At 40.0% G+C, this 13620-nt stretch carries 14 protein-coding genes; 1 reads left to right on the top strand and 13 read right to left on the bottom strand.

Features of this window, described 5'->3' with window-relative positions; translation table 11 throughout:
* Positions 1 to 170 precede the first annotated feature (170 nt).
* The 11 genes from F601_RS0106440 to F601_RS0106490 form a co-directional block, all read right to left on the bottom strand.
* Entirely contained in the window at positions 171 to 788 is a 618-nt protein-coding gene (locus F601_RS0106440) for a hypothetical protein (RefSeq protein WP_018164848.1), read from the bottom strand.
* 321 nt (positions 789 to 1109) lie between these two features.
* Positions 1110 to 1826: an L-ribulose-5-phosphate 4-epimerase gene (locus F601_RS0106445; RefSeq protein WP_018164849.1), complete on the bottom strand. Its 717-nt coding sequence runs from the start codon at positions 1824 to 1826 to the stop codon at positions 1110 to 1112.
* 2 nt (positions 1827 to 1828) lie between these two features.
* A complete protein-coding gene (locus F601_RS0106450) occupies positions 1829 to 2692 on the bottom strand; it encodes an L-ribulose-5-phosphate 3-epimerase (RefSeq protein WP_018164850.1) in 864 nt (287 codons plus the stop codon).
* A gap of 5 nt (positions 2693 to 2697) precedes the next feature.
* The gene (locus F601_RS0106455) at positions 2698 to 3363 is read right to left on the bottom strand and encodes a 3-keto-L-gulonate-6-phosphate decarboxylase UlaD (protein WP_018164851.1); all 666 of its coding nucleotides are present in this window, start codon (positions 3361 to 3363) and stop codon (positions 2698 to 2700) included.
* Positions 3364 to 3601: 238 nt separating this feature from the next.
* Positions 3602 to 4087: a PTS sugar transporter subunit IIA gene (locus F601_RS0106460; protein ID WP_018164852.1), complete on the bottom strand. Its 486-nt coding sequence runs from the start codon at positions 4085 to 4087 to the stop codon at positions 3602 to 3604.
* Between the two features lie 99 nt (positions 4088 to 4186).
* Positions 4187 to 4468: a PTS sugar transporter subunit IIB gene (locus F601_RS0106465; RefSeq protein ID WP_026183135.1), complete on the bottom strand. Its 282-nt coding sequence runs from the start codon at positions 4466 to 4468 to the stop codon at positions 4187 to 4189.
* A gap of 104 nt (positions 4469 to 4572) precedes the next feature.
* Positions 4573 to 6033 carry a PTS ascorbate transporter subunit IIC gene (gene ulaA, locus F601_RS0106470; RefSeq protein ID WP_018164854.1) on the bottom strand — a complete coding sequence of 487 codons (1461 nt, stop codon included), beginning with the start codon at positions 6031 to 6033 and terminating at the stop codon, positions 4573 to 4575.
* A gap of 361 nt (positions 6034 to 6394) precedes the next feature.
* Positions 6395 to 7249 carry a VOC family protein gene (locus F601_RS0106475; protein ID WP_018164855.1) on the bottom strand — a complete coding sequence of 285 codons (855 nt, stop codon included), beginning with the start codon at positions 7247 to 7249 and terminating at the stop codon, positions 6395 to 6397.
* Between the two features lie 302 nt (positions 7250 to 7551).
* Positions 7552 to 8253, bottom strand: coding sequence for a CPBP family intramembrane glutamic endopeptidase (locus F601_RS12680; protein ID WP_018164856.1), 702 nt, complete (start codon positions 8251 to 8253; stop codon positions 7552 to 7554).
* 137 nt (positions 8254 to 8390) lie between these two features.
* Positions 8391 to 9206, bottom strand: coding sequence for a glycoside hydrolase family 191 protein (locus tag F601_RS0106485; protein ID WP_018164857.1), 816 nt, complete (start codon positions 9204 to 9206; stop codon positions 8391 to 8393).
* 189 nt (positions 9207 to 9395) lie between these two features.
* Entirely contained in the window at positions 9396 to 9620 is a 225-nt protein-coding gene (locus tag F601_RS0106490; protein ID WP_018164858.1) for a DUF4649 family protein, read from the bottom strand.
* An 86-nt stretch (positions 9621 to 9706) separates the two neighbouring features.
* Here F601_RS0106490 and F601_RS0106495 point away from each other — a divergent pair, with 86 nt between their 5' ends.
* Positions 9707 to 10054 (top strand): iron chaperone, encoded by a 348-nt coding sequence (locus F601_RS0106495; protein ID WP_018164859.1) that lies wholly within the window; start codon positions 9707 to 9709, stop codon positions 10052 to 10054.
* Between the two features lie 75 nt (positions 10055 to 10129).
* Here F601_RS0106495 and F601_RS12415 read toward each other — a convergent pair whose 3' ends face one another.
* Both F601_RS12415 and F601_RS0106505 read right to left on the bottom strand, forming a co-directional pair.
* Positions 10130 to 10573 carry a thioredoxin family protein gene (locus tag F601_RS12415; protein ID WP_162138188.1) on the bottom strand — a complete coding sequence of 148 codons (444 nt, stop codon included), beginning with the start codon at positions 10571 to 10573 and terminating at the stop codon, positions 10130 to 10132.
* Between the two features lie 335 nt (positions 10574 to 10908).
* A complete protein-coding gene (locus F601_RS0106505) occupies positions 10909 to 13248 on the bottom strand; it encodes an endonuclease MutS2 (protein WP_018164861.1) in 2340 nt (779 codons plus the stop codon).
* Positions 13249 to 13620: the final 372 nt, after the last annotated feature.

A 13620-nucleotide genomic window follows, 5' to 3' on the forward strand; every position in this document is an offset into this window, starting at 1 on the left:
CGGTTCAAATAGGATACTAGGCCCTAAAAGTCTCTCAATAACTACAAAAGCTAGTAGCCTTCGGACAGACCTAGCTTAGAATAACTTATTTTTAAATTTAAATTAGAGTCAATCAAATTTTTTCGCGTTTACCATTATACCACAGCCCCCACAAATCATGTAAATCGTTTTCAATAAAATCCTTTTATAATTTCTACACGTGTGATAGTGTCTCCGTGCATCTTATCAATTCGCAAAGCAACATTTTTCAAATAAACACAAGCTCCAACAGCGACAGTCTTATCTTCTTCACTCAACTTTCTTGTAATAAAATCGCGGAGCGTCTCACTTTTATTAGCTTGAATATTAACACGAGCAATGACATTGGCAATTTTAACCTTTTGGCTGGCGCGCATAATAATATTGTTGGTCGCATCAAATTGTGTGAAAAGATATTTTCGTACAGCAAATAAAATGGCAACTGCTAGGATCCCAATTAAAAAATCTAAAATGTTAGCATGATCTAAAACCAACTGCCTAGCTAGAGCAAAAAGAAGTACCTCAATAACAGTATTTGGAGAAGGCTTTGAGAACATCTTAATCAATTCGACTCCGACTGCCAAAGTCATAGCTTTACCAAGGAAGCGTTGTAAGAGAACTTCGTCACTAGACTCTAGAGATAAAAAAACTGACAAATCTTTTATCAAAGATAAGGAAAAAAACAAGAGTGCAAAGGCTAAAATGGCTGATAAAATTATCTCTAAATAATAGGATAGTTCGGTCACTGTGTCTTGCAAAAATTTTCGCATAAAATCTCCTTGTCAAAAATTGCTTATTTTGCATGATGCTTCAGCAAAGTTCCTTACTCTTTAAAATTCTGAACTGAAAAAGTTTACTTGAAGATAGATTTTCCTAAGTAATAACTTAGGTCAGTTAGATCCCCCTTATAATCCAAGTATAGTCAAAATATCATCTCTCATAAAGCCCAAGATGTACACAAAATTGTGTTCAAGTATGGACCAAAAAACCACTTTTCCAAAAGAGTCAAACTTTATAAAAAGTGGTAATGATTAATATTATTTTAAAAAGACTAAAGCAGATTTTGTAAGAATACCAAGTCAATCAACTTCTTAATGAGCATCACCTTTTTGTCCGTAATAGGCGTTTGGTCCATGTTTACGAAGGTAATGTTTATCCAAAATATATTGCGGTGCTGGTTCCACTCGTGGGTTGATTTGTTCTGTGAAGCGGTTCATTTTAGCCACTTCTTCCAAGACTACAGAATGGTAAACAGCTTGCGCTGGATCCTTGCCCCAAGTGAATGGTCCGTGATTACGTACAACAATACCTGGTACGGCAACCGGATCGATGCCGCGACGGGTAAATTCTTCAACGATAACAGTGCCCGTTTCTTTTTCATAAGCACTATCCACTTCATCTGCAGTCAATGAGCGTGCGCAAGGAACTGGACCGTAGAAATAATCCGCATGAGTTGTACCATAAAATGGAATATCACGACCTGCTTGTGCCCAGCCAACTGCTTCAGTTGAGTGGGTATGGACAATGCCACCAATAGCTGGCCAAGCCTTATAAAGCTCAACGTGTGTTGGAAGGTCAGATGATGGATTAAGGTCTCCCTCAACAATGTTACCATCAAGGTCCGTTACCACCATGTTTTCAGGTGTCAACAAATCGTAATCCACCCCAGAAGGTTTAATGACAATGAGACCTGCCTCACGGTCTACTTCTGAAACATTGCCCCAGGTAAATTTAACCAGACCATGTTCAGGTAAGGATTTATTGGCTGCGCAGACCCGTTCGCGCATTTCTTGTAATGATTTTGCCATTGCTAATTTAGCCCCGCTTTCTCAATTAATGGGTAAAGGAAGTCTTGGGCTTCTTTGATGGCTGCCCGTGTTTCTTCTACCGTTTCACAATTTTCTGACCACATTTCAATCAAAAATGGTCCCTTATAGTTGGTTTTCTTGATAACATCAAACATTTCTTGCCAATTGACACAGCCTTGGCCAAATGGTACGTCACGGAATTGGCCTTTGGAACTTTCTGTCACAGCATAGGTATCCTTAAGATGGAGCGCAGCTATTGACCTATGGCCAAGATAGAACTCACTCCAAAGATCGTTGTGCCAAGCTGAGACATTACCTGTATCTGGATAGACGAAGAGGTAAGGAGAGTCGATTTCCTTCTCAACAGCCAAGTACTTTTCGATTGAATTGATGAAAGGATCATCCATGATTTCAATGGAGAGCATGACCTGAGCTTCTTCTGCCCAATCACAAGATTGACGCAAATTTTTGATGAAGCGGGCTCTGGTTTCAGGCGATTTTTCCTCATAATAGACATCATATCCAGCCAGCTGAATGGTCCGAACACCTAAATCTTGAGCCAATTCAATACACTTTTTCATGAGTTCCAAAGATTTAGCTTCAATTTCAGGATCATTTGAACCCAGCGGATAGCGACGGTGTCCAGAGAAGCAAATCGTTGGGATACGGATGCCAGTTTCATAAATATTCTTAACAATCTCAAGACGCTGCTCCTTGGTCCATTCCAGACGAGCCAAGCGGTCATCAGATTCATCCACAGACATTTCCACGAAGTCAAAGCCCAGTTCCTTAGCGAAATTGAGACGTTCCAACCATGTAAAGTGTTTTGGGGTAGCTTTTTCATAAATACCAATTGGACGAGCCATAGCACTTACCCCCAGATTCGTTTGATTTCGTCTTTAAATTCACGCGCTGCTGCTGCTGGATTTTCAGCTTCAGTAATACCACGTCCAGCAATAAAGGTGAAGACATCTACGCCTTCAAAAAGTTTGAGCGTATCAACATCAAGACCACCTGTTACAGAGACACGGAAGCCCATATCAATGAGTTTCTTAACCTTGTTAAGGTCTTTTTCACCCCAAGTTTCTCCAGCAAGAAGAGCATCACGAGATTGGTGGTAGATAGCTTGTGAAATACCTGCATCAAGCCATTGTTGAGCTTGTTCAAAAGTCCAGTCACCATAAAGCTCAATTTGAATTTCTCCTTTTTCAGGGTTAACTTCTTCAATAGCTTTACGAGCAGCCTTCATAGTCGGAATAGTGGCACAGCAGATACATGTCATCCAGTCAGCACCGCGTTCAGCATTGTTTTTGGCAACTGTTCCACCAGCATCAGCACATTTTGTATCAGCTACGATGATTTTATTTGGGAAAAGGCTGCGCAGAACTTCTACCAGTTCAGAACCAACTTGAAGCAGACAAACAGTACCAGCTTCGATAACATCAACTTCATCACCGACAGAAACAGCTGCTGTAATAGCTCCTTGCAAATCTGAATGGTCAAGTGCAACTTGTAAATTTGGTAAGCGTTTTGTCATAGTTTTATTCCAAGAGCTAAGAGATTCATAAAACTGCCCTAGCTCATTCCTTTCTTAAATATAAATCATGTGATTTTGAGGAATACCGTATCTTTTCTGTTCCCACCCCAAACGTCCCCCGGACACCAGGATGGAATACTATGTATTCCTTATTTCCAACCTAAAAATGTCCCCCGGACATCAGGGTGGAATACTTCGTATTCCTTATTTCCCACCTAAAAATGTCCCCCGGACATTTTTAGCTATCTAGGTCCAGGCCTTCCAAATAAGGGCTGTCTTTGGATTCTTCTACCATTGCCAAGACTTCTTCTTTGGTTTGGCAGTTGACTAGGCGTTCAATAGAGTTTTCTAATTCAAAGAGGGCGATGATTTGTGGGATGGCTACTGAGGTGTGGATTTGTGAACTTGTTGCTGCCAAGGCTAGTAGAACTTGGACGTCTTTACCATCTGAGAATCTCACAGGTTTAGTCAGAGTAATCAATGAAAAGGCATCTCTTTGAACCCCAGCTTCAGGGCGAGCATGAGGCATTGCCATACCAGGCATCAAAATATAGTAGGGACCATATTGTTTGGTTGAATCAATAATAGCATCATAGTACTCTTCCTTAACTGCTCCACTTTCAATCAGCGGTTCAACAGATAATTTAACTGCTTCTTCCCAACTCTCTGCAGTCAGACCTAAGCGAATCGAGTCATTTTCAATAAAGGCTTGTTTTAAATTCATAAGTCATTCTCCTTAAGACTCCAAATGAGAAGGTGCTTCCAATTCTCTTTGAAAGCACCCATTCAATTTTTACTCTTCGATAATCGAAGAATTATTAAACTACTTCAATGCGGCTTCCAATTTTGTTTTGATTTCATTATCATCCATCAAATTGTCAAGACCAATGAGTTTACCATTTGTACGACCATCCAATTCATGAATCAAATGGTTTGAAGCGACCACGATATCATAACCTGATGCCAAACCTTTTGCTTCACCAACTGAGCAAGAAGCAGATTCCACATTAGCTACGCCAAGCTGGCGAAGAGCATTTTCAACTTTCATTTTGATAACCATGGATGACCCCATACCGTTACCACATGCTGTAAGAACTTTAACCATCATTTTTTCCTCCGTTTTTTTATCAATCTTTTTGGAAAATAGCAGAGCTATTACCAAAAATGTCATAATTTTAGATGATTTACTTTGTTTATTACTAATACCTACTATTCAGCAGGAACATCACCGCGATAGTAAGCTTCTTTATCTTTAGCTTTTGCAAATTGCAATTGAGGGATAGCGAACAAGAAAATCATAACTAGGGCATAACCGATGATACCGATGTATTTGAAGATGTAAGCAAATGGCACCCATGGAATTTCAAAGTCGATGTTTCCGTGGTAACCACCAAAGTTAGCCAAGCCGAGAAGTGATACGGCAACCGCACCAAGTGCAACTTGAAGCACCCCTGAAATGAAGGATAGAACAACAGCTGCTTTCCAGCCACCGCGTTTATCTGCATAAACTGCAATCGCCGCATTATCGAAGAACACTGGTACGAAACCTGTGATAATCAAGACTGGGTTTCTAAAGATAATTAAGAGAACAATGGTAATCAATTGACCAACAAGACCAGTCGCAAAACCAAAGAGTGGAGCTGCTGCTGAACCAAAACCATAAGATGCTGCAACGTCGACCGCAGGGAATGAACCTGGGAGCAGTTTAGCAGAGATACCTTGGAAGGCATTAGTCAATTCACCAACGAACATACGTACACCTTGCATAAGGACAAAGATGTAAACTGAGAAGGTAAGTGCTGTTTGGAAAACATACATGAAGAAGGATTGTTTTTCTGGACTATAGAGAGTACCAGATGTAATCACTTCTGGGTTAGACATAATTTCAGGACCCAAGATAGCCAAGATAGCACCAAAGAACACCAACATCAAGGTTGCTGAAGCAACAACTGTGTCATGGAAGATATTCAAGAAGCCTGGCAATTTAAGGTCATCAAGGTTTTCTTCTTTTTTACCAAGTTTATGTGCAACCTTATCAACAAACCAGATGGCAAATTGTTGTTGGTGACCAATAGCAAAGCCACCACCCTTTGTCAAACGTTGTGTTGCTTCAACGGTCATGTTTGAGCTGACTGCCCAGTAGGTTCCACAGAGAATACCGATTAAGGCTGTTCCCAAGAAACTGTTTTTACCAATCATTGGGATTGTTACTAAGAGAATCAAGGAAATCGTTGCTGCTTGTTGAACCATGATATGACCAGTAATGAACAAGGTACGAATCTTAGTGATTTTACGAAGGGCAACTAGTAGGATATTCCAGAAGAAACCAATCAAGAGGGCTGTTGCTGCCGCTGCTGTAAAGGCTGGAAATTCTTCTGCAATCTTAGTGTTGGCTGCTGTCAAACCGAAGTAAGGGTCAATAACTGCCGCACCGATATTGAATTTTACGTTCAAGGCTGCTAGAATTGGACGAAAGGTCGAAACCAGTCCCCCCGCACCAACATCCAGAATCATATAACCTACGGTTGCTTTGATAAAGCCGGCATAAACATCATGTGGTTTCTTCTTTAAAAGAATATAACCAATAAATACAATCAGACCGACGAAGAAAGCTGGTTTTTGCAAAATATTTTGCGAGAACCAAGTTAAAGGAACTAAGAGTGCATTCATAAGATAACTCCTTTTCTAAATTGTTTTATGATTTCTTATGCTTCTATTATAGTTTTTGAAAGCGCAAACAAAAAGACCAAGAAACACACAGCCAAGTGTTCACAAATGTGCTGAAGTAGTAATATTAAATAAAAAAAGTGAGACGACAGAATCGATATTTCAAAAGAAATCGATTCTGTCGTCTCACTTTTACAAATCTCTATCAGCATAAAAAAGCTGTCAAGATAGGAGATAAAGTCAATTAAAACTGTCTTTGGTCAATAGGTAATATTTAAATAATCATCAGTTTGCTTTTCTACATCGCTCAAGAAATCATAGTCATGTATCTGAAAACTATTTTGTCTTGACTCCAGTTGCAAAACTATTTCTCCAAGGTAACTTTTGTACGGATACCATCTGAATCTTCCATCAAGAAGCTGTTTTCAGACTTTTCAAGGATGGTCAGACCATAAAGCTCTGCCTTTTTCAAAGAAGCCTTAAAGAAAATCTCATCTGAAACAAAAATGGTTAGGTGGTTGAGGCCTGGAAGCTTCTCACCACGTTTTGCCAAGTTCGGTCCAGCCCATTGATTAAAGGCCAGCTGATGATGATAGTTGCCCGAAGCAATCCAAGAAGCAGAGGGAATCGTCATCTTGTCGCCAAGATCAAAGACACGTTGATAAAGCTTAGAAGAGACCAGAGCATTTTTGACGCTCAAATGCACATGGCCAACAATGGTCCCCTCTGACAGAGCAAAATTCTCCTGAACCAGACTCTCAGCCAAGACACCATCTGCATCCATCTCCTCAGTCACCCCAATAATTCGCCCATCCTCACGGATATCCCATTCAGACACAGGCTTGTCACGATAAATCTCGATACCATTTCCTTCAATGTCGTCTAGGTAAATGGCTTCGCTGTAGCCGTGATCAGCTCCACCAGTGAGGGGGACACCATTTGTTAACAAGTGCTTAAGCGCTGCACCCAAACTAGGGCGATCAGGCACCAAGATGGCAGTATGATAGAGACCGTAATTATCTTGAGCAGGCAAGTCAGTCTTAACCAAACGCATAAGAACCTCATCAGAGCCAGCAATGCCCAAATGCACTTGATCTGAAGTTTGATTTAAAACCTTAAAACCGATAAAGTCTCTATAAAAAATAGTTTGTTTTTCCAAGTCATGAACATTTAAAACAACCTCTCCTAAACGGATAGCTGATTGGTATCTATAAGTCATAGTTTTCCTTCTTTCATTGTAACTTCTCTAGTTACACTTCTTGAAAAGAATTATAACTAATTAGTGATAGTTTGACAAATTATTTGATTAAAAAAACTGATTCGAAACGAAATCAGTTTTCATACTTCCTAAAACGGAAGATGGCATTTATAAATATAGTGAGATGAATCATCTCTCAGACAAGGAACAGAGGCGCAGATAGCTCCAACAGTCTGGGGAGTGAGTGTTTGAGGTGGGAAATTAAGGAAACGTCTTTCACTCAGCCGAGAGTAGGGCAAAATGAAAGTGACGATGTATCAAATCTAATTCAAATGACTATAGTATAATGGATTGCTAATCAACCACTGAATTAGCCCCCAAAATGCATAGGTGTTCCATGCCATATGTAGTAAAATGGGGTAATAAATTGATTGTGTTTTAGCAAAAAGAATCGCGATTATCGAAGAGGGGATAAAGTAGTACAAGAAATCTACTAACGACCAGTCATAATGATAAATATGTAGTATTGAAAAAAGACTTGCTGAAAAAAGAACTGAAAATAACAGGTCGCGCCCTTTAGATTTCCAAACAGACATAAGTGCACCACGGTATAAAAGTTCCTCGACAATCGGTGATAAGAGGCAGCCATCTATGACCATTAAATATAAGAAATACGATCCAGAATGGCTTTGCATATCTTGGGCAATAGCAGAGCTGTTTTGTGTCACAATGACATTATTAAGAAAAATGCAAAGAGCAAAATAGACTATACTAAGAATAAAGAATATCAAAGTGTTCTTTTTATCAATCTTATTTTTTTGAAAGATAGATATTTTTCCAAAATACACTAAAACAATGATAGATAATACTCCAACTAAAGCTATACTAACCATCCGAAAGAGATACCACTGATCATTAACAGGTCTAGGAAAATGAGCAAGGTAAGCTACCAGATAGGGAAAAATCTGAATACGCAAAAAAATTATCACCATTACACAAAGAAATTGTAAAGTCTTTTGTTTCATTTACCCACCTTTCTTCTTAATTTAATAGTTTTAACTGAGTGTAGCACATTTAGGATTTTAGTTTGTCTGATTTCCTAAAAGGTCATTGAACTTTCCTAAACGGTTAATTCTCCTCAAAAACAATTACTTCTTGATACTCATTTCAACTCCAAATCATCTGCATTATACCAGCGGAAGCCATTTTTTTGGCAATATTCGTCAATCTCTCTTGCTAAGGTTGGATCAGCTCCGTATTCCAGAAGATAGACTGCTAAATCAGCCTCTTTAACCTTTTCAAGATAACCTTGGAAATAGTCTCTTTCTTTCTCAGCTTGTATACCGCTACTTCTCTTTTCAAAATCAATACTGGTAAAGACAGCCTCTTGATTGACTCCATCAAAGAGGGAACTAGCTGTATCTTGTTTAATACACTTTGTCACAAAAACATCTCCACCATTTATTATTAGCGGCAGCTTATAAGCTTTCAAACCTGAAAGAATCTGACATAGCCCCTCAAAAATGTCATCTGTTGGATAATGGTAATATACGTCAGCATTGTCCAAGAAAAAACCATCCAAGCCCTTATCAACATAGTCTTTGCCAAGTTCATTGACAATAAAATCCTGCCATTGATTTGACGACACATCTAGCCATTCCTCATCAGGCCAATTTTCATAAAGCCCCAGACTTAGGTTCTTGAATCTATCATAATAGGGACGATAGTTTTCTATAGCACCTATATTGATATAGCCATAGACTGTCTTACCTTCATCTTGAAGCTCCTTTATCTGTTCAGCCTCAAATTCTGACGGGTCGATAACGATCAAATTATAATCCTTAAGCCGATCCATCTGTCCGCCGTTTATTCCAAGAAAGACCCCATACCCCTGTGTTGACTTGCTTGAACAGCTGACAATCGGCACCAGACAGGCTAGAGCTATTATGATACCGAGTAACCATTTCTTAAATATCATCTCACAACTCCTTGCCGCAGACCTTAGATTTCATCACAAAGCATACGGAACTTTGGGTTTAACTAAGGACAATCTCCAGTAGGACTTATACTCTTCGAAAATCAAAATGATAGGTCCTTAAGCCTTCTTGCCTACCATTAGGTATGTCTGCGTCGTCTTGCCTTCTCTAATTTTGATTTTCATTGAGTATTAATCCTCGTATTGCGTCAAATCCTGATTGAGCAAAAATCGGTAAATGTCTCCATATGGCCCTGCATAACCCAGATCGTGGCCATTGTAAACTAATTTAAGGGCTGTTAGATAATCAGGGATGTCATGCCAACAGGCCTGTTGGGAACGCACAAACTCGCTGTAGGATTCAAAAATCACTTTTTTCTCACGTTTTGCAGCATCTCTATAAATAATTTCAAGCATCTTTTTTCCTTCTATTTCTTCTATTCTGTTCTTCTCTATTATAACACCTTATGCTATACTAAGAAAAAAATAAGAAAGACTTAACCATGACAGAAATTGAAAACTACATCAAAACAGCAGATAGGCAAAACCAAGACTGCCTCAAGACGATTTACCAACTCATGAAAGACCTCCTTCCTGACTGTCAGGAAAAAATCTCCTATGGTATGCCCACATTCTGGAAAGGAAGAAACATCATCCACTTCGCTGCCCAGAAAAAACATCTGGGTATCTACCCCGGTTCTGGTCCCATTGTGGAAATGGCAGAGCTCTTTGACCAAGCTGGTATCACATACAGCAAGGGGACGGTTCAATTTCCCTATAATCAAGAACTCCCGCTAGATTTAATCACTGAGCTTATTAAAGTAGCTTATAAAGTCAATCATAAAGACTAATAGTCATCCAAATATTAACATACTAATGAATCAAAAAGGATTTAGGCTCATCAATGGCTTAAATCCTTTTCTTTTCTAATCTTTCACACCGTATCTTTCAATAAAGGCTTTAATCTCTTCTACACTTGATTCACTGCCTTTTACTAAGCTATCAATCTGTTGATTGTCGGCATAGTAACTAAAATTGGGCACGGTTTTAATCTTAAAATGACTCGTAAAGTCATTAAATGTTTGTTCGTCTGCCTTATCTGAGTCCACATAGTAAATAGTCACCGATTTATCTTGGTAAGCTTGCGCTAATTTTGGGACAAAGATATTGCAGTAGTCACAGGTCGGGCGACCCAAGTAAAGAATAAAATTTTCAGAATTAGCGATTTTATCAATAGCTTGGTCCAAACTAATTTCTTGCAAATCAGCTACTGCTTCCTTATAGATTTCCACTTGTTCAGCCTCTTGATTTTCTTGACTTTGACTTGTGGAATGACCGCAAGCCGCAAGCATAATCACAGTTAAACTCATAACAAGAATGATATAACATTTTTTTAACACATCATTTCCCTTTCTTTTTATTATCAGAACAAGGCTAGGAAAAAATCCCAGCCTTTAGTAATATTGATACTCAATGAAAATCAATGTTAGAGAAGGCAAGCCGACGCAGGCTTACCTGATGGTAGACAAGAAGGCTTATACTCTTTTAAAATCAAAATAATACTTCGTCTGTTTCGACTTGCCGTACTAAAGTACTGTCTTCGTCTCACTTCCTCGTCTGATTTTGATTTTATTTGAGTATTAACAATCTATCATTTTGATTTTCGAAGAGTAAAAGTTATATTTTGGACACTTTAGTTATTAGTTCATCCCAGTGTAGCAATGGTACAGCCTGAGCCCCCTGCTGTTTGCGGAGCATACTCAAAGTGTTTGACATGTTTGTTACGGCGGAGGTATTTGGTAACAGCCTCACGAATAACACCAGTCCCGATACCGTGGATAATGTCCACTTGGGCCATGTTATTGAGAAGGGCTTGATCGATGAATTCATCCAATTCCTGCATGGCTTCTTCATAGCGCTTGCCACGCAAGTCCAGGCGCGCTCGCGGACCGCCTGAAGATTTTTGAGCCTTCTTGACCACATGAACCTGTTTCTTCTTAGGTTTTTGGACTTCTTCTTGCACCTTGACAAGACTGAACTCGTCTTCTTTGAGGGTCATCTTAATGAGACCAATCTGCGCTTCCCATTTCCCATCTTTCAACTGCTTAATAAGGGTACCATGCTGGCCATAAGCAGTTACCACAATATCATCTCCCACGCGCGGCGCACGGAGTTTCTTAGCCTTCTTCAAGACCTTGTTCTTAGACAGGTCAACTTCCGGAGCTAATTTCTTAATCTTGCCCTTGGCTTCAATGATTTCATGGGGCTTAAGCTCAGCCTTAGCATGAAGATTTTTGAGAATTTCCTCGCTCTCAGCCAGAGCCATATCCACAATTTCTTGAGCCTGGACGCGGACCTTATCCATCTCCTTGTCGCGTTCATGCGAAAATTCATTGTAAATTTTCTTAACGGCACGGTTAAACTTAAGGTTCTCCTGCTCTACTTCCTTGATGTGGTCCAGGCGCTTGCGGCTTTCATGCGTCTGCTGCTCCAGCTTCTCAATGATGCGGTTAACATCACTGTCCCTATCGGTCATCTGCTCTGCCTCATTGACAATAAGGTCAGCCAAACCAAGACGGCGCGCAATCTCAAAGGCGTTAGAACGTCCAGGGACCCCCTGCATAAAGTGGTAGGTAGGACTCAGGGTCTCAGTATCAAACTCCATGCTGGCATTTTCCACATACTTGGTCTCAATCCCATAGGCCTTAAGCTCGGGATAGTGGGTAGTCGCCATGGTTTTGATTTGCATCAGACGGAGATGTTCTAGGATGGCCATAGCCAAGCTGGCACCTTCTTGGGGATCCGTACCAGCCCCCAACTCATCAAAGAGGACCAGACTATCGCTGTCTGCCGCTTCCAAGATCTCTACAATGTGAGTCATGTGGCTGGAGAAGGTTGATAAACTCTGCTCAATGGATTGTTCATCACCAATATCAGCAAAAATCTGGTTGAAAATAGCCACCTTACTGCCCTCGTCTGCCAGAATTGGCAAACCTGATTGGGCCATGAGCTGAGCAAGTCCCAGAGTTTTAAGCATAATAGTCTTACCACCCGTATTAGGACCAGTAATGACAATTGCAGTCAAGCCATCCATGAAATGCAAATCATTTGGCACAGGATTAGTCAAGAGGGGATGACGGACATTAAGCAGTTGGACAGTCTTGTCAGCTGATAATATTGGAACATTGGCCCCATTGTCCTGCATGTAGAGAAACTTAGCTCGTACAAAATCCAGATGCCCAAGCAACCAAGCATTGTTGCGGATGGCATTGGTATGAGGGCGGAGCATGTTGGACAACTCACGCAGAATTCTTGCCATTTCATGGCGTTCATCCGCACGGAGCTGGGTGATTTCTTCATTTAATTGGACAACAGCGCGTGGTTCGATGTAGACGGTGCTGCCAGATGATGAAATATCATGCACAACACCTGCTACCTTGTTACGATAGGTATTTTTGACAGGAAGCACACTGCGTCCATTACGGCTGGCGATGAGACTTTCTGTCAAATAGTCTCCCTGTTTTTTGAGAACATCTTGTAAAACCTGACGGACTTGACTTTCGCTGTTATTAATCTGACGGCGAATCTTATCCAGCTCTGGACTGGCAAAATTTTCAATAAAGCCACCGTCATTAATGGCCTGAAGACTGCCTTGTAGACTTGGGAAAGTCTCGATTTTTTCAAAAATCTGATGTAAAGCAGCGAGATTTACATTTTCTAATTCCTTATAGAAGCGCTGCATTTCCGCAGAAACCTGTAAAACCTTCTTTATGTCAATGATTTCTGCAATGTTAACATCCGCCTCTAATTCCAGACGGCGAAGCCCTTCTGAAATATCACGAAGAGTTCCCATACCGAAGGAATGGTGTTCAATGAAAAGCTGCTCCATGTCAGACATTTCTGAAAAAGCCCGCGAAATACGGTCTGGCTCTGTCATGGGTTCCAGACGACGTAACTCCTTCTGCCCCTGCTCAGTCTGAAGAGCGCCAGCAAAGAGAGTCTTAACCTTATCAAATTCTAACTGTTCTAAAATCTTGTTATTCATAGCTTTTATTATAGCAGATTTTCAGAAATAAGGCTGTTTAGCCACCGAAAATTAATCAAGGATAAACACAAAATCCCCTAGTTTTGGGGACTTCAAAACTGTATAAGATTTATTAAGCCAATCAAAAGTGTTAATAAGCCTTGGTATAGCTCCTGACAGCTTATCATATGGCTCATTTTCTCAAAGACATAATGGCATAAAATTGGAAATATCATGGTTAGCCTTTCTCTGGATTAGGTAATGTTTTCTATAATTTACATTTTTTAATTTAAATATTAAAAACAGAAACTAGAACTGGCATGTTTAAAACTTAGCAAGGAAAGACATCATTTCCCAATCATATGTGGATAGCTTGAGACTAGGATTCCATTT

The organism is Streptococcus henryi DSM 19005, from assembly GCF_000376985.1.
In the GTDB taxonomy this organism is placed as follows: domain Bacteria; phylum Bacillota; class Bacilli; order Lactobacillales; family Streptococcaceae; genus Streptococcus; species Streptococcus henryi.

What these genes read in the sequence shown, in the direction of transcription:
- F601_RS0106440 (WP_018164848.1), bottom strand. Translation starts at nt 788, where the DNA reads ATGCGAAAATTTTTGCAAGACACAGTGACCGAACTATCCTATTATTTA.
- F601_RS0106445 (WP_018164849.1), bottom strand. Translation starts at nt 1,826, where the DNA reads ATGGCAAAATCATTACAAGAAATGCGCGAACGGGTCTGCGCAGCCAAT.
- F601_RS0106450 (WP_018164850.1), bottom strand. Translation starts at nt 2,692, where the DNA reads ATGGCTCGTCCAATTGGTATTTATGAAAAAGCTACCCCAAAACACTTT.
- F601_RS0106455 (WP_018164851.1), bottom strand. Translation starts at nt 3,363, where the DNA reads ATGACAAAACGCTTACCAAATTTACAAGTTGCACTTGACCATTCAGAT.
- F601_RS0106460 (WP_018164852.1), bottom strand. Translation starts at nt 4,087, where the DNA reads ATGAATTTAAAACAAGCCTTTATTGAAAATGACTCGATTCGCTTAGGT.
- F601_RS0106465 (WP_026183135.1), bottom strand. Translation starts at nt 4,468, where the DNA reads ATGGTTAAAGTTCTTACAGCATGTGGTAACGGTATGGGGTCATCCATG.
- ulaA (WP_018164854.1), bottom strand. Translation starts at nt 6,033, where the DNA reads ATGAATGCACTCTTAGTTCCTTTAACTTGGTTCTCGCAAAATATTTTG.
- F601_RS0106475 (WP_018164855.1), bottom strand. Translation starts at nt 7,249, where the DNA reads ATGACTTATAGATACCAATCAGCTATCCGTTTAGGAGAGGTTGTTTTA.
- F601_RS12680 (WP_018164856.1), bottom strand. Translation starts at nt 8,253, where the DNA reads ATGAAACAAAAGACTTTACAATTTCTTTGTGTAATGGTGATAATTTTT.
- F601_RS0106485 (WP_018164857.1), bottom strand. Translation starts at nt 9,206, where the DNA reads ATGATATTTAAGAAATGGTTACTCGGTATCATAATAGCTCTAGCCTGT.
- F601_RS0106490 (WP_018164858.1), bottom strand. Translation starts at nt 9,620, where the DNA reads ATGCTTGAAATTATTTATAGAGATGCTGCAAAACGTGAGAAAAAAGTG.
- F601_RS0106495 (WP_018164859.1), top strand. Translation starts at nt 9,707, where the DNA reads ATGACAGAAATTGAAAACTACATCAAAACAGCAGATAGGCAAAACCAA.
- F601_RS12415 (WP_162138188.1), bottom strand. Translation starts at nt 10,573, where the DNA reads ATGAGTTTAACTGTGATTATGCTTGCGGCTTGCGGTCATTCCACAAGT.
- F601_RS0106505 (WP_018164861.1), bottom strand. Translation starts at nt 13,248, where the DNA reads ATGAATAACAAGATTTTAGAACAGTTAGAATTTGATAAGGTTAAGACT.